Source organism: Pseudomonas sp. B6(2017) (genome assembly GCF_002112765.1).
Classification (GTDB): Bacteria; Pseudomonadota; Gammaproteobacteria; order Pseudomonadales; family Pseudomonadaceae; genus Aquipseudomonas; species Aquipseudomonas piscis.
In genome coordinates, this window is record NZ_NEIQ01000007.1 from 56,764 (window position 1) to 71,653 (window position 14,890).

General features: G+C 63.1%; 13 protein-coding genes. 10 read left to right on the forward strand and 3 right to left on the reverse strand.

Features of this window, described 5'->3' with window-relative positions; all coding sequences use genetic code 11:
* The first annotated feature begins 61 nt into the window (after positions 1 to 61).
* A complete protein-coding gene (locus tag CAG11_RS13270; protein ID WP_022639991.1) occupies positions 62 to 346 on the forward strand; it encodes a pyrimidine/purine nucleoside phosphorylase in 285 nt (94 codons plus the stop codon).
* 80 nt (positions 347 to 426) lie between these two features.
* Here the strand turns inward: CAG11_RS13270 and CAG11_RS13275 are convergent, their stop codons facing one another.
* Together CAG11_RS13275 and CAG11_RS13280 are read right to left on the reverse strand one after the other, a co-directional pair.
* Positions 427 to 1,230, reverse strand: a complete 804-nt coding sequence (locus CAG11_RS13275; protein WP_031320238.1) for an MOSC domain-containing protein — start codon at positions 1,228 to 1,230, stop codon at positions 427 to 429.
* 82 nt (positions 1,231 to 1,312) lie between these two features.
* Positions 1,313 to 2,248, reverse strand: a complete 936-nt coding sequence (locus CAG11_RS13280) for a chemotaxis protein CheV (protein WP_022639993.1) — start codon at positions 2,246 to 2,248, stop codon at positions 1,313 to 1,315.
* A gap of 562 nt (positions 2,249 to 2,810) precedes the next feature.
* Here CAG11_RS13280 and CAG11_RS13285 point away from each other — a divergent pair.
* From CAG11_RS13285 to CAG11_RS13295, 3 genes are all read left to right on the forward strand, one after another.
* Positions 2,811 to 3,248, forward strand: coding sequence for a hypothetical protein (locus CAG11_RS13285; RefSeq protein ID WP_085596704.1), 438 nt, complete (start codon positions 2,811 to 2,813; stop codon positions 3,246 to 3,248).
* Positions 3,249 to 3,782: 534 nt separating this feature from the next.
* A complete protein-coding gene (locus CAG11_RS13290; protein ID WP_085596705.1) occupies positions 3,783 to 4,676 on the forward strand; it encodes a sensor histidine kinase in 894 nt (297 codons plus the stop codon).
* On the forward strand, positions 4,673 to 5,332 hold the full coding sequence (locus CAG11_RS13295) for a response regulator transcription factor (protein ID WP_085596706.1): 660 nt from the start codon (positions 4,673 to 4,675) through the stop codon (positions 5,330 to 5,332). The genes CAG11_RS13290 and CAG11_RS13295 overlap by 4 nt, the downstream gene beginning before the upstream one ends.
* A 1-nt stretch (position 5,333) precedes the next feature.
* Here CAG11_RS13295 and yegS read toward each other — a convergent pair whose 3' ends face one another.
* The gene (gene yegS / locus CAG11_RS13300) at positions 5,334 to 6,233 is read right to left on the reverse strand and encodes a lipid kinase YegS (protein ID WP_085596881.1); all 900 of its coding nucleotides are present in this window, start codon (positions 6,231 to 6,233) and stop codon (positions 5,334 to 5,336) included.
* 430 nt (positions 6,234 to 6,663) lie between these two features.
* Between yegS and CAG11_RS13305 the strand changes: the two genes are divergently transcribed.
* The 6 genes from CAG11_RS13305 (at position 6,664) to CAG11_RS13330 (ending at position 14,890) form a co-directional block, all read left to right on the forward strand.
* Positions 6,664 to 8,097, forward strand: a complete 1,434-nt coding sequence (locus CAG11_RS13305) for an undecaprenyl-phosphate glucose phosphotransferase (RefSeq protein WP_085596707.1) — start codon at positions 6,664 to 6,666, stop codon at positions 8,095 to 8,097.
* Positions 8,098 to 9,555: a mannose-1-phosphate guanylyltransferase/mannose-6-phosphate isomerase gene (locus CAG11_RS13310; RefSeq protein ID WP_085596708.1), complete on the forward strand. Its 1,458-nt coding sequence runs from the start codon at positions 8,098 to 8,100 to the stop codon at positions 9,553 to 9,555.
* A gap of 67 nt (positions 9,556 to 9,622) precedes the next feature.
* Complete coding sequence (locus CAG11_RS13315) at positions 9,623 to 10,396, forward strand: polysaccharide biosynthesis/export family protein (protein ID WP_085596709.1); 774 nt, start codon at positions 9,623 to 9,625, stop codon at positions 10,394 to 10,396.
* A gap of 18 nt (positions 10,397 to 10,414) precedes the next feature.
* Complete coding sequence (locus CAG11_RS13320; RefSeq protein ID WP_022640002.1) at positions 10,415 to 12,409, forward strand: GumC family protein; 1,995 nt, start codon at positions 10,415 to 10,417, stop codon at positions 12,407 to 12,409.
* Positions 12,409 to 13,605: a glycosyltransferase gene (locus CAG11_RS13325; protein ID WP_085596710.1), complete on the forward strand. Its 1,197-nt coding sequence runs from the start codon at positions 12,409 to 12,411 to the stop codon at positions 13,603 to 13,605. The genes CAG11_RS13320 and CAG11_RS13325 overlap by 1 nt, the downstream gene beginning before the upstream one ends.
* Positions 13,595 to 14,890, forward strand: a complete 1,296-nt coding sequence (locus tag CAG11_RS13330) for a cellulase family glycosylhydrolase (protein WP_085596882.1) — start codon at positions 13,595 to 13,597, stop codon at positions 14,888 to 14,890. Before CAG11_RS13325 ends, CAG11_RS13330 begins: the two co-directional genes overlap by 11 nt.

Consider the following 14,890-nt stretch of genomic DNA (forward strand, 5'->3'; position numbering starts at 1 on the left):
CGGCCCTTCGGGGCTTGTGCATACTGGCCGGCCTTTTTGACCCACTCTTGAGGAATCGCCCATGTTTAAAGTCAACGAGTACTTCGACGGCACCGTCAAGTCGATTGCCTTCGGCACGGCCGAAGGTCCTGCCACCATTGGCGTCATGGCCCCGGGCGAATATGAATTCGGCACCGCGCAACGGGAAATCATGCATGTGGTTTCCGGCGCCCTGACCGTCAAGCTGCCAGGCAGCGACGAGTGGCAGACCATCTCTGCCGGCAACCACTTCAACGTACCGGCCAACAGCAAGTTCCAGCTCAAGGTCGCGGTGGACACCGCCTACCTGTGCGAATACCGCGGCTGATCCCTCCCCCGGCTTGCACCAGAGCATGAAAAATGCCCGTCCCCCGGCAGGAGACGGGCATTTTTTTCGCCGCGCCAAGGCTATTCGAGAACGGTCACCGGCATGCCCACCTGCAACTGGCCAATCCCGTCGTTGACCAGGTTCTGGCCGAACATCGCCCCATCCTCCCGTGCCCGGTACTTCTGCAAGGTCGCCAGGGGCTCACGATCAGGACTGCGCTCGCCAGTCTGCGGATCGATGGTGGTGAGGATGCAGCGCGAGCAGGGCTTGACCACGCGGAACTCGACATCGCCGATACGCACCCGCTTCCAGTTGTCCTCGGCGAACGCTTCGCTGCCCTCGACCACCAGGTTGGGCCGGAACCGCAGCATCTCCAGGGGCCGGCCAACTCGGCTGGCCAGGTCGTCCAGGGAGGCCTGGCCGATCAGCAGCAGGGGAAAACCGTCGGCAAAAGCCACTTGGTCATCATCCTTGCCGTAGCCGGCAGCGGTGGTCCGCGCCCGCTCCAGCGGAACCTGTACCAGGCGCGTGGGCTTGCCGATGAATTCGCTGACCCAGGCTCCGGCCTCGTCGCCGGCATCGGGTACTCGCAAGGTGTCCTGCCAGATGGTCACGCCACGCAGGGCCGCAGTCTCATCCGGCAGCGCCACCTCCAGCGAGGCCAGGCCCGGGGCGCTGAGGGTCAGGCCGCCCCGGGCATTCCACAGCGCCGAGAGCTGGCTCATCCGTCCTACGGCACGCTGGGTCAGGAAGCGCCCGCTGGCCTCATCCACCAGCATCCAGCGGCGATCACCCTCGAGGCCGAGCTTGTCCAGGCCGATCTGTTGCAGGGTTTCGCCCCTGGCGGATTTCAACGGATACCGATAAAGCGCGCTAAGACGCATGTCCTGCTCCCTACGGGGAAAAACGCCCACCCTATACCAGCGCCCCGGTGAAACAAAGATCCATGACGCTGGCTCGCCGGGCTCAGGCGCCGGCTTCATCCAGTAGCAGGCGCTGGCGCACTACATCCACCAGCTTGTCGGGCTGGAACTTGGAGAGGAAGTTGTCGCAGCCGACCTTCTTGACCATGGATTCGTTGAAACTGCCCGACAACGAGGTATGCAGCACCACGTAGAGCCCGCGCAGGCGTGGGTCGTTGCGGATCTCGGTGGTCAGGCGATAGCCGTCCATCTCCGGCATCTCGGCATCGGTGAACACCATCAGCAGCTTCTCGGTCATGTCGACCCCGGTGTCGGCCCAGGCCTTGAGCATCTTCAGGGCCTTGAGGCCGTCGCTGGCGATGTGCATCTTCACCCCCAGCTGGCCCAGGGTATCGCGCAGTTGCGACAGGGCCACGTTGGAGTCGTCCACCAGCAGCACCTCGCGACCGCGGGCACGGGCCAACAGCGGGTCGTCGAGCTTGTCGCGGGAAACCTTGGCGTTGTACGGCACGATCTCGGCCAGCACCTTCTCGACGTCGATGACTTCCACCAACTGGTCATCGACCTTGCTGATGGCGGTCAGGTAGTGCTGGCGGCCGGCGCTGGAGGGCGGCGGCATGATGGCTTCCCAGTTCATGTTGACGATGCGATCCACGCCGCCCACCAGGAACGCCTGCACCGAGCGGTTGTACTCGGTGACGATGATGGTGCTGTTGGGCCCGGGAACCAGCGGACGCATGCCGATGGCCTGGGACAGGTCGATCACCGGCAGGGTCTGGCCACGCAGGTTGACCACGCCGCAGACGAAGGGGTGGCGCTGGGGCATCAGGGTCAGTTTCGGCAGTTGCAGGACTTCCTGGACCTTGAAGACGTTGATCGCGAACAGCTGCCGACCGGCCAGGCGGAACATGAGGATTTCCAGTCGATTCTCACCCACCAGTTGCGTGCGTTGATCTACCGTGTCGAGAATGCCGGCCATTAATGACTCCTGGGCTGTACTGATGAATTCACTAAAGACAGATATCGGCCAGGTACGCCGTATCTTGACCCGTATGCAAATTGCCACACAAAGCCATTGATGTCACATTAACATCATGCTTTACTGCGGCGGTCAATTCAGCAGTACTGCTGCTGCGCCGTCGAGACCTCTATCTCGGCGGAAGGTTCCCGTGTCTAGGGGATTCCCCTATCAACAATCAGGACCAGCCTGATATTCGCAATATCCAATAGCCATTAATGTGACGCCATTCTCATTGCATGAATGGAGTCAGGCTTTTGTTTTTGATCGCAAAAGGGTGGCCCGGCCCCCTTTCAAGCCTAAATACCGCTGCTCACAGAACCCCAGCGTCCATGCGCTGCTTTGCTGTGGGCGGTATCCGGCTGCCAGCGGCAAACGATGAAATCCGTTCATCGCACCCGGTTGCGACTGCTGAAAAAACACCAGACTTGTCTAATATTCAAATTCCCCAAACGCCTCCCAAATCGAACCCGTTCAGCCAACGCCCTATCCCGCCATCGGAAACGAAGTCATGGAGATAAGCATGCTAAAGGACGGCCATGAGTGCACCACGCCCCTGCCCGAATTCCTGCTTGAAGCCCAGACACTGCTGGCCAAATCGGAAGACTGCCTGAGCCACCTGCACCTGATCAGGAACGACGAGGAGGCCATCAATTGCCTGTTAGTGACCCTGCAGCGCCTGGCGCAGTGCGCGGCACGCCATGCCATCAGCCCGCTATCGGAGTTTTCCCTGCACATCCACGGCCTGCTCAAGCGGCCAGAGCATCCACTGGACCTCAACGACCAGATCCTCGCAGCGCTCAAGAGCTGCCTGACCCTGATGGCCTGGCAACTGGAACTGATCGACCCGCGCGACGGCCAGCTCAACATGGATGACAGCGAACAAGTGATGCTGATCGAGGAATTGGCCGACAAGGTCTCGCAGAACTGCACCTGCTCGCACCCATCTTGCAGCCATTGAAGTTGCAATAACCGCCAAGCTGCCGGATAGAGAACATCGAACGACGATGACCAGCCGCACAAGATAAATAAGTAGGCGGCTAACTATCCAATCTACTGTCGTTATTGAACAGCACATACCCAAGAACGACATCAGCCACTAAAACAATTTCAACTTGCGTCCAACCCGGCACTGATCGTCACGGGGAGTTGCGTGTACCTGCAGCAGCGGATTCCCCCGGATTCATTGCTTGCAACAGCCCCCCGGCAACCCGGGACAGGAATGATCGACCGTGGTTTTCCTGACCTTCAGGACATATATGCCAAGGCACTTGGGCGCGACCAGCAGTATCTTCGGTGGTATTATGCGGCGCACTAATGGTCATACTTAATGGCACATTGATTCCAATGTCGACAATCACTATCGAGCCTCTAGCAGAAATACAGGCAGAGTTGATTGAAGCCGGATATTCAAATAGCACCGTTTCTCAAACAAGCCTGGCCATCCATTCCTGACCTGGCTCTTCGCAGCGAACATTCATTGGCTCCATCCGTCATGTACGCCAGTCTCAAGTCACTCTTCTCCTGGCCGCTCTCCCATGATCACCTGCGCTGGCTCAGCCTGTTGCTGTGCTCAGGCTCGGCGCTGGGCACCGTGCTGGTCTATTGCCTCGGGGACTCCCTGCCCCTGCCACTGGTACTTCTCAACATTGCGGCACTGGCCTGCATCTGGGGGCAGTATGGCTACTCGCGCAAGTCCATCCGCTTCCAGCCCCAGGAGCTCGCCGAACGCCTGCTGCAAGTCAAGGAAAACGAACGTCATCGGCTCAGCCGCGAATTGCACGATGACATCGGCCAACTGCTGACGGCCGCCAAGTTGCAGGCCGACTGGCTCAAGCGGCGCCTGCCGGAAGACCTGCAGGAGCATTTCGCCCTGCTCGGCACCACCCTGGAAGAGACCCTGACCAAGGTGCGCGACGTTTCCGCCATTCTCAACCCCCGGCAATTGACCAGCCTGGGCCTGGAGGCCAGCCTGCGCGCCCACCTGCTCAAGACTCTGGAGAACACCTCGGTGCACTGGAGCCTGGAATGCCACCAGCGCCTGTCGGGCATCCCGGAAGAAATGGCCGTCGCCGCATTCCGCATCACTCAGGAGGCGGTGACCAACACGCTTCGGCATGCCCGGGCGGACAACCTGCTGGTGCGCCTGCAACGCCTGCCCGAAGGCCTGTCGCTGTTCATCAGCGATGACGGCCAGGGGTTTTCCCCCGCCGCCAACCCCGGCGCCCAGGGCCAGCGCGGCATGGCCGGGATGCAAGAGCGGATCAATCAACTGGGCGGTTTGCTCAAGGTCACCAGCGAGACCGGCCAGGGCACCCAGATCGAAGCACTTTTTCCCTGGGCCCCTCGCACCCTGGAGCGGGCCAGTACAAATAAGGTTCTACATTGACCTGTAATTTACTTTTGGTGGATGACCACTCGCTCATCAGGGCTGGCGTGCGTGCCCTGGTCATGGACATTCCCGGATACGCCGTGATCGGTGAAGCCGACGATGGCGTGCACCTGCTGGAAATGGTCGAGAAACTGCGGCCGAACATCGTCCTGCTGGACCTGTCGATGAAGCACACCGGCGGCCTGGAGGCCCTGCGACAGCTCAAGGCCACCCATCCACACAGCAAGGTGCTGATCTTGTCGATGCACACCGATCCGGCGCTGATCATGCAAGCGCTGGAATCCGGAGCCCATGGCTACCTGCTCAAGGACACCACCGCCACCGAACTGGAACACGCCCTCGAAGCACTGCGCAACGACGAGCGCTACCTGAGCCCGGCCATCGCCCACACCGTGATCACCCAGGCCCTGACCCGCACCCAGAAGACCCAGCCGCCGCCGGCGGACAACCACAACCTCACAGCCCGTCAGTTGGAAATCCTGCGCCTGATCGTGCGCGGCAAGTCCACCCGGGAAATCGCCCAGGGGCTGGGCCTGAGCATCAAGACCGTGGAAACCCATCGCTCCCAGATCATGAAGCGCCTGCAGATCTTCGACGTCGCCGGGCTGGTGCTGTTCGCCGTACGCGAGCGCATCATCAGCCTCGACGACTGAGTCAACCAGCGCCGCCCAACAGCGGTGAATCGGCAGGCAGATGCACCTGCAAGGCCGCGGGCCGGACTTCGAAACGCAGCCGGTCGCCTTGCAGGGGCTCGCCGTCGAGGTTGATATCCAGCCCTCGCGAGGCCTTTATCTCGACCCAGGGCAGGCGGGTGCGAACGAACAGTTTGTCGATCGCCATCCCCCCGGCCAGCAGGTTCTTCAGGGTTCCCACCAGTTCCTGGGGCGCCGGCAGGATGCTGACATCGAGCAAGCCGTCATCGGCCAGCGCCTGGGGACAGAGCTCATGGCCGCCCCCTGCCTGGCGACCGTTGCCGATGCCCAGGGCCAGGAGCTCACCATGCCAATGAAAATCCGGCCCCTGCAACTCACCGTAGGCGGCACTCAGCTCGGCAAACCGTGATAACCCGGTGAACAGATAGGCGACTCCGCCCAGGACCTTCTTCAGGTCCTCCGAAGTATTGGCCGTGACCTGGCTGCCGAAACCGCCGGTGGCCATGTTGAGGAAGACCTCCCCGTCCACTTCCCCAAGATCGATCGGCCGGGCCGGCACATCCAGCAGGTCCAGGGCAGCTGCGGGTTCCAGCGGCACCCCGGCGGCGCGGGCAAAATCGTTGGCGGTGCCCAGGGGCAACAGCACCAGGCTGCATGGGCTCTGGGCATCGGCCAGGGCCTGGGCGACATCGCGCAGGGTGCCGTCGCCACCGCCGGCGACCAGCCGCTGATAACCGGCGGCCAATGCCTCGCCAACCAGGCGCTGGGCATCCCCTGCCTCCCAGGTCAGGCGTACCGCCAGCTCCCAGCCGGCGGCGCGCCTGGCCTCCACCGCGGCCCGTACCTGCTCGTTCAGGGCCTGCTTGCCGTGCAGTATCAAGAGCGCCTTGCGTTCACTCATCACGATGACTCCCATCGGTCATAGGGTTCTGATGAGATGTTGACTCTCCTGCGGCCGGAAAAGATCTGCCGGATCGTTTTTTTTTGCCTCCAAGCGCCCTGGTGCCCCCCTTCCCAGGGGCTGGCAGGGGATTAAAGGTACAGCGCAAAAGATCTTTCATCGCCAGTCGGTTTTCGATTCGCCAGCCGCTGCTTCATGAGCTTTACTCAGCCAAGTCGTTTAGATGAGCAAGTGCAGCCATCGGGTCGATCGGTACCAGGAGCCCCACCCAGATGCGTGCACCTGCCTGCCCAATGGCTTGCGATCGAGACCAGGGCTGGTTTGCCTGGTTTCGTGCGGTATCGGGACTGCGCGATGCGAAGGTGCATTTTTTGACCGGTGGCCAACCTCCAGAGGCGCCGGTTTGCCTTGGGTCGAGGGAATTGATCTTATGCGGTTGCAACCTGTAGACAGCCTGTTACTGACTCGACCCAGCATGGTCGAGTACTTCCTGTTCGGCATCCGCGTGGTCCATGGACTGACTGCGATCCTTCCGGGGATCCTGCTCCTGCTGCTGGCGAACCCCGAGCTCCCGGCGCTCAAGAGCGACCTGACCATCCTGGTGTTCTTCGGCATCATCAGCGTGCTGATCTTCCAGGCCCTGGGGGTCTATGCCGAATCCATCTTCAGCAACCAGCTGCGCTTCCAACTGACCTTGTTCGCCTGGTCGGCGTCCTTTTGCGTGCTGCTGTTCATGCATTACTCGATGTTGATGTTCCATACCGTCGACAACCGCGGGCTGCTGGCGTGGTTCTTCGGCAGCTTCGTGCTGTTCGGCATCGAGCGCCTGATCCTCCTGACCCTGTTCCAGCAACTGATGCAGCGCGGCGTGTTCCTGCAGAACGCGGTGATCCTTGGCGCCACGGAGAACGGCCAGCGCCTGGCCGAGTACCTGGCCCAGCACCAGGACATCCGCTCCGGGGTCACCGGTTTCATCGACGACCGCATCGGCCGCCTGCCCAAGGTGCTGTGCAACCTGCCGCTGCTGGGCAACTCCAGCGATCTGGAGCGCCTGATCCGCGAGGAAAAGGTCACCCAGGTCCTGGTGGCGCTGCCCTGGTCGGCGGAGAACCGCATGGCCTACGTGATCCGCGAACTGCGCAGGCTGCCGGTGAACGTGCTGCTGGTGCCCGACATGGTGGCCTTCCGGCATGCGCACAACCGCATCACCGAAGTCGCCAACCTGCCGATGTTCAACGCCTCCGAAGTACCGCTGCGGGGCTGGTCGCCGTTCTTCAAGCGCCTGGAGGACATGATCCTCTCGAGCATCGCCCTGGTGCTGCTGTCCCCGGTGATGCTGCTGGTGGCCCTGGCCATCAAGCTCGACTCCAGGGGCCCGGTGCTGTTCAAGCAGAAGCGCTACGGCTACAACAACCGGCTGATCCAGGTCTACAAGTTCCGCTCCATGCACCAGCACATGAGCGATGCCAACGCCGAGAAGCAGACCACCCGTGGCGATCCACGCATCACTCGGGTCGGGCGCTTCATCCGCAAGACCAGCCTCGACGAGCTGCCGCAGTTGTTCAACGTGTTCGGCGGCAGCATGTCCATGGTCGGCCCACGCCCCCATGCCACGGCCACCAAGGCCGCCGGCATCCTCTTCGAGGAGGCGGTCAAGGAATACACTTCGCGCCACCGGGTCAAGCCGGGAATCACCGGGCTGGCGCAAATCAACGGGTACCGGGGCGAAACCGATACCCTGGAGAAAATCGAGAAACGTGTCGAATTCGACCTGGAATACATCGAAAACTGGTCGGTCTGGTTCGATCTGTACATCCTGTTCCGCACCGTTCCATCAGTGATCATGACCCGCGAGGCCTTCTGAATGAGCACACTCATTCCCTGCATCATCGCTGGCGGAGCCGGCACCCGTCTGTGGCCGGTATCCCGCGAGGCAATGCCCAAACCCTTCATGCGCCTGCCCGATGGCGAAAGCCTGCTGCAGAAGACCTTCGAGCGCGCGACGGCCCTGGACGGCGTCGGCCGCCTGTTGACCGTGACCAACCGCGAGGTGTTCTTCCGCACCCTGGATGACTACCGCCTGCTGAACAAGAAGCGGGTCGACCTGGACTTCATCCTCGAACCCTTCGGCCGCAACACCGCGCCCGCCATCGCCGCCGCGGCCCTGCACGTCAGCCGCCTGTATGGCGAGGACGCGCAGTTGCTGGTGCTGCCGGCCGATCACCTGATCAAGGACCTGGCCGCTTTCGCCGCCGCGGTGGGCAGTGCCCGGCAACTGGCCGAGCAAGGCTGGCTGGTGACGTTCGGCATAGTGCCGACCCATGCCGAAACCGGCTTCGGCTATATAGAAAAGGGCCAGGGCCTGAACAACGATGGCTTCCAGGTCAGCCGCTTCGTCGAGAAACCCGACGCCGCCACCGCCCAGCGCTATGTCGATGGCGGCCTGCACCTGTGGAACGGCGGCATGTTCTGCATGCGCGCCGATGCGATCCTCCAGGAACTGCGGGAATTCGTGCCCGAAGTGGTCAGTGCAGTGGAACGCTGCCTGGAGCTGAGCCACCGCAAGGAGGGCAAGCACGAACTGCAAGTGGAACTGGACGGCGACAGCTTCGCCCAGGCCGCGGACATCTCCATCGACTACGCCGTGATGGAGCGTTCGAAGAAAGTCGCCGTGGTGCCCTGCCAGCTCGGCTGGAGCGATATCGGCTCCTGGCAGGCGGTGCGGGAATTGACTCCGGCGGACGAACACGGCAACCACTGCAACGGCGAGACCGTACTGCATGATGTTCACAACTGCTACATCGACTCGCGCAAGCGCCTGGTCGGTGGGGTCGGCCTGAACGACCTGATCATCATCGACACCCCGGACGCCCTGCTGGTGGCCGATGGCAAGCGCAGCCAGGACGTCAAGCTGATCGCCCAGGAGCTCAAGCGCCTGGGCCACGACGCCTACAAGCTGCACCGCACCGTGACCCGGCCCTGGGGCACCTACACCGTGCTCGAGGAAGGACCGCGCTTCAAGATCAAGCGCATCATGGTCAAGCCCGACGCCTCGTTGTCGCTGCAGATGCACCACCACCGCAGCGAGCACTGGATCGTCGTCAGCGGCATGGCCCGGGTGACCAATGGCGAGGACGAGTTCCTGCTCAACACCAACGAGTCGACCTTCATCAAGCCTGGCCGCACCCACCGCCTGGTCAATCCCGGGGTGATCGACCTGGTGATGATCGAAGTGCAGAGCGGGGAGTACCTCGGCGAAGACGACATCGTGCGCTTCAACGATATTTATGGACGGGTTCCCGCCGAACCTGCCAAGACCTGAAATCGCGCTCTACCCCGAATCTGGCCCGACAGGGAGTTGTGACTATGCACGCCAGGAAGACCGCTCGATGAAAAGACTGCTGCTGATTTCCAGTGTTCTCATGCTGTGCGCCTGTTCCATACCGGCCAAGGTGGAACTACCTCCCGGGCAGGACCTCGAACAAGGCCACCGGGCTGGCGAGGCCCTGGCTGGCAAGCCGCTGCCGCCGCAGCGAATCCGCCCGGGAGACACCCTGCGCATCGTTCGCAATACCGGCGAGGCACCGTCGATCTCGGCCTTCACCGCCAACTCGATCTACGAACTGACGTTGTTCACCGTGCTCAACGACGGCACCTTCTCCTATCCCTATGCCGGCCAGATCAAGGCGGCGGGGCTCACCCCGCAGCAGTTGACCCAGGTCCTGGAAAGCAAGCTGAAGAACGTCTACCAGGACTCGGCGCTCACCGTGAACATCAACCAGGCACCAGGCAATACAGTGTTCGTCGGTGGATCGGTGCGTAACCCGGCGTCCCTGCCGGTGACCGTCACCACCACCCTGGAACAGGCCATCGTCGGTGCCGGGGGACTGCTGTCAGTGGGCGACAGCCGCAACATCGCCCTGCTGCGCGAAGGCGAGGACGGGCGCTACAAGACCTACTTCTTCGACTACCGCAAGTTCATGATCGCCGGGAACGCCGGGGCGGCGCCGGTACTGCTGCAACGCGGCGACGTGGTGTTCGTGCCCAAGTCCAGCGTCGGCAACGGCATCGAATGGGTGGACGTGTACCTCAACCAGCTGATTCCGTTCACCAAGTCGATCGGTATCGGGGCCAGCTACGAAATCAACCGCCAATCCAATTGATCGCCAAGGACTGCCCATATGATCAATATCCGTTCCTTTCGCGATTTGCTGCGGCTGTTCTTCATCTTCAAGCGCGAGGTCAAGATCACCGTCCTGGTGACGTTCATCATCATCGTGCTGGGCGCCTTCCTGCTGCCCAACCGCTTCGAGTCCACCGCCCTGCTGCTGGTCAAGCCGGGTCGCGACACCAGCACCCTGCCCATCGAGATTTCCGACCGCCAGGCAGTGGTGATCCCCAGCGCCCAGCGTGATCCGATCCTCGACGAGGAGCGCATCCTCACCGGCGCCCCGATCGCCCGCAAAGTGGCGCAGCAGTACCTCGACGACCTGTCGCGCCAACCCCAGCCCGGCGGCGTACTGGGCACCATCAAGAACGCGCTCAAGGGCGCGGTCGAAGGTATCGCCGATCTGTTTCGCGGGCTGCTGCAACTGGTGGGCCTGGTGGAGAAGCAAACCCCGGTCGAACGCCTGACCGAGCGCATGCTGAAGAACTTCAGCGTGACCCACGCCGCCGGCTCCTCGGTGATCGAAGTGAGCTTCACCTGGAACGATCCGCAAGTGGCGCAGACCGTGGTCAAGAGCTGGATCGAACAGTACCAGCAAGAGCGTGCGCAGACCCTGGGGCGCAAGAGCCTGTACGCCTTCTATGAAACCGAGAGCACCAGCACCAACCAGCGCATCCTCGGCTACAAGAAACAGATCGCCGACTACCTCAACCAGCTGGGCGCGGTGAGCATCGACGAGCGGCTGAACGATATCTCGCGCAACCTCAACAACTTGCGCGGCGAACATCTCAATACCACTCGTGCGGTGGCCTCCACCAAGAGCGGCCTGGACACCATCCAGCAGCAGCTCAACAGCATGAAGAAAGAAATCAGCATCGGGCGCCAGATGAGCCTCAACCCCGACCGGCAGGACCTGCAACAGCGGATCAACGCCAAGCAGATCGAGCGCCAGGAGATGCTCCGTACCTTCAAGGAAGGCGCTCCGCCGGTCCGGGCCATGGATGCGGCGATCGCCAACCTGCAGGCCCTGCTACGGGCGGAAAACGCCACGGTCCAGCGCAGTGAGAACCTGGCGCCGAACCCGGTCTACACCCGCCTGCAGAACAGCTTCGCCGACCAGCAAGCCAGCCTCAGCCGCCTGAAAACCCAGGCTGCCCAACAGGAAAGCCAGTTGCTCAAGCTGGAACAGGACCGGCGCCATGCCCTGGACCTGGAACCTGAACTGGCCCGTTTGCAACGCGAGCTCAGCGCCGCCGAGAAAAGCTTCGCCCTGTATAGCGACAGCACCGAGAAGGCGCGGATCGACCGCGAGCTGGACCAGAGCCAGATCAGCAACATCGCGGTCATCGAGGACGCCACCTTCCAGCCCAGCCGGATCTTCCCCAAGAGCCTGACCATGCTGCTGGCGGCCATTCCCCTGAGCCTGGCGGTAGGCCTGCTGGCCCTGTACTTCTTCTACCTGCTGGACCAGCGCATCCACGACGCCGACCAGCTGGAGGAGCGCTTCGGGGTCAAGGTCTGGACCAGCCTGCAGGATCTGGACAGCCACCTGCCGCAGCGCAACAGCGCCTTCACCGCCAGCCTTTACCGGTTGTATGGCGTACTGCCGCTGAAACAGGTGGCCGAGCGCGGCCTGGTGATCGGCCTGACCTCGGCCCGCCATGGCGAAGGCGTGAGCTTCGTGACCGGCCACCTGCGCGACCTGTTGCAGGAGCGCGGCCACGGCGTGCGAGTCAACGGCGCCCCCACCGCACAGCCCGGTGAAATCGTGCTGCTGGAAGCCTCGGGCTTCTTCTCTAACCAAGAGGCCTTCGTCAGCCTGCGTGAAGCCGACCTGATCGCCCTGATCATCGAGGCCGAGACCACCACCGTGCCGGTCCTGCAAAACGCCCTGTCGATCCTCAACACTGCCTTCAAGCGCGTCGACGGCATCATCCTCAACCGCCGGCGCTTCGGTATTCCGGAAAGCGTGCTCAGCTTCATGGCGCGGATCAGGAGCCCACACTGATGCATATCGCCGTGCTGGCCCCCATGCCTCCCGAGCAGAACGGCATCGCCGACTATGCCGCGCATTTGCGCACGGCCCTGCAGGAACGAGGGATACGGATCAGCACACCACTGCAAGGCCTGGGCAACGATCCGCAGCGGGCCACCGAGCGCGTGGCCCAGGTCGACTGGCAGGATATCGACCTGGTACACGCCGAGCTCGGCGGCGGCCGGCTGGCCGAATTCCATGCCTTGAGAGCCTTGCGCCAGCGCTTCCCAAGCCTGCCCCTGAGCGCCACCGTGCATGACCCCGAGCGCCTGGTCTGGCGCCGGGCCGCCCTGCCCTGGCCATTGTCGCTGGCAGCACGCCTGCCTTCACCGATGCCTCAGCTGGCCACGGTGCTGGCCGACCCGATCTGCCTGCACGAGGAAAAACAGCTGGCCCGCAGCCTGAACCGGCTGATCACCCTGACCCGTGCCGGCGGTGAGTGCCTGCGCCAGCGCATGGGGCTGCGCGCCGAGCAGATGGTGGTGATTCCCCATGGCAACCTGGCGATCCCCGCCCGGCCACTGCCACCGCTGAGGCCACTTCGGTTGCTGTACTTCGGCTTCATCTATCGCGGCAAGGGTATCGAGGACCTGCTGGACGCCCTGGCCATGGTCTTCACCCAGCAACCGGACCTGCGCCAACGCCTGCGCTTGACCCTGGCCGGAGGCAGCGAACCGGAAATGGCCTTCGGCACTGCCGGCAGCTACCTGGACCAGCTACGCCAGCACATCCAGCGCCTGAACCTGCAGGACAGCATCGACTGGCAGCTGGACCTGCCGGCCGGTGATATCCCCCGAGTCATCCAGGACCACCATGTGATGGTCCTGCCCTATCGCGAATCGAGCAAGCTCAAGCTCCTGGGGCAGTTGCGCGGCACCAGCGGAGCGCTGTCCTGGGCCGTGGCCTGCGGCCGCGGGGCCATCACTTCCGATGCCCGTTCGTTCGCCGAGGAAGTCGCGCAGGACAATGGCGTGATCTTTCCCCAGGGCAACGTCGCGGCCCTGGCCGCCGAGATCAGCCATTTGTGTGCCAGCCCGGAGCTGGTGGAACGCTGGGCCGAGCACGCTGCGATGATCGGCGCGCATCGGGTCTGGAGCCAAACCGCCGAACGTTTCGCCCGAGTGTTCGCCGATGCCTGCGCAGGAGCTGCCCATGTCCATGCCACGTAGATCAGGCCTGTTGCTCGTGCTGCTGGCCATCCTGGCCGGCCCGGTCCTGGCCGACAACACCATGCGCGGACCGCGACCGGTAATCTGGAAGGACTTCCTCGGGGTCAATGCGCAATTCCAGTATTTCGCCCCCAGCGTGTACCAGAAGCAGATGGACCGACTCGACGCCCTGGGCCTGAACTGGGTCCGCCTGTCCATCCACTGGGCGATGATCGAACCCGTGGAAAATCAGCTGAAACTCGACACCCTGGATGGCGCGATGAACGCCATGAAGGATCGCCACTACAAGATCCTCGCCTACATGGTCGGCTCAGCGCCCTTCGCCGCCAACGTCCCGGCCGGCGCGCCGCCCTCCGACCAATACCCGCCCAAGGACTTCAACGTCTTCGCCCAGCGCATGAAGATGCTCGCCCAGCGCTATCCCCAGGTGAACACCTGGCAGGTCTGGAACGAGCCGAACATCGTCTGGCTGCCCAAGGAAGACCCCAGCGCCTACGACCAACTGCTCGGCACCACCAGCAACGCCATCCGTGCCGCCTTGCCGAACAAGCCCGTGGCCACCGCCGGCATGGCCTACTACAGCCAGATGCGCAGCACTCCCGGGCTGATGCTCGAGAACCTGCTGGTCCAGGGCCTGGGCAACGACAACCTGATCGCCGCCTACCATCCCTACTCCGAATACCCCGAGGGCGATGACCCGACGGCCAAGGATTTCCTGGCCCGGGGCAACTTCCTCAACAGTGCCCTGCACGGCAAGGGCGTGCAGCAGGTCTGGGCCACCGAATGGGGCTGGTCGAGCTATACCACCGGCGAACGCGAGATGCAGGCGATGATCGGCCCCAGCGGCCAGGCCGACTACACCCTGCGGCGCCTGGCCCTGATGGCGGCCATGGACTACCAGCGGATCTTCCTGTTCAACCTGAGCGACCTGGACGCCCGGGCCACCAACCGCGACCAGTCCTATGGCCTGGTGGACCTGGCCGGCGACCCCAAGCCGGTCTACACCGCCCTCAAGTATTTCCTCGAGACCACCGGCCCCAGCCTGGCTCCGGCCGACCCGCCGCCCCTGGCCAATGCCCCGGACGATCTCTACAGCATCGCCTGGACCCGCCCCGATGGCTCCCATGTGTGGATGTTCTGGAGCGCCAGCGGCTCCAGCCTGCAGATCCCCGGGCTGGCCAGCGCCACCTTGCATGACCCGCTGGCCGGCACCCGCAGCGACTTGAGCGGGGCCCAGGGCATCAACGTGCCGTTGAAAACCAGCCTGCAACTCCTGGTGTGGTGA

What these genes read in the sequence shown, in the direction of transcription:
- CAG11_RS13330 (WP_085596882.1), top strand. Translation starts at nt 13,595, where the DNA reads ATGCCACGTAGATCAGGCCTGTTGCTCGTGCTGCTGGCCATCCTGGCC.
- CAG11_RS13280 (WP_022639993.1), bottom strand. Translation starts at nt 2,248, where the DNA reads ATGGCCGGCATTCTCGACACGGTAGATCAACGCACGCAACTGGTGGGT.
- CAG11_RS13275 (WP_031320238.1), bottom strand. Translation starts at nt 1,230, where the DNA reads ATGCGTCTTAGCGCGCTTTATCGGTATCCGTTGAAATCCGCCAGGGGC.
- CAG11_RS13305 (WP_085596707.1), top strand. Translation starts at nt 6,664, where the DNA reads ATGCGGTTGCAACCTGTAGACAGCCTGTTACTGACTCGACCCAGCATG.
- CAG11_RS13320 (WP_022640002.1), top strand. Translation starts at nt 10,415, where the DNA reads ATGATCAATATCCGTTCCTTTCGCGATTTGCTGCGGCTGTTCTTCATC.
- CAG11_RS13325 (WP_085596710.1), top strand. Translation starts at nt 12,409, where the DNA reads ATGCATATCGCCGTGCTGGCCCCCATGCCTCCCGAGCAGAACGGCATC.
- yegS (WP_085596881.1), bottom strand. Translation starts at nt 6,233, where the DNA reads ATGAGTGAACGCAAGGCGCTCTTGATACTGCACGGCAAGCAGGCCCTG.
- CAG11_RS13310 (WP_085596708.1), top strand. Translation starts at nt 8,098, where the DNA reads ATGAGCACACTCATTCCCTGCATCATCGCTGGCGGAGCCGGCACCCGT.
- CAG11_RS13290 (WP_085596705.1), top strand. Translation starts at nt 3,783, where the DNA reads ATGTACGCCAGTCTCAAGTCACTCTTCTCCTGGCCGCTCTCCCATGAT.
- CAG11_RS13315 (WP_085596709.1), top strand. Translation starts at nt 9,623, where the DNA reads ATGAAAAGACTGCTGCTGATTTCCAGTGTTCTCATGCTGTGCGCCTGT.
- CAG11_RS13285 (WP_085596704.1), top strand. Translation starts at nt 2,811, where the DNA reads ATGCTAAAGGACGGCCATGAGTGCACCACGCCCCTGCCCGAATTCCTG.
- CAG11_RS13270 (WP_022639991.1), top strand. Translation starts at nt 62, where the DNA reads ATGTTTAAAGTCAACGAGTACTTCGACGGCACCGTCAAGTCGATTGCC.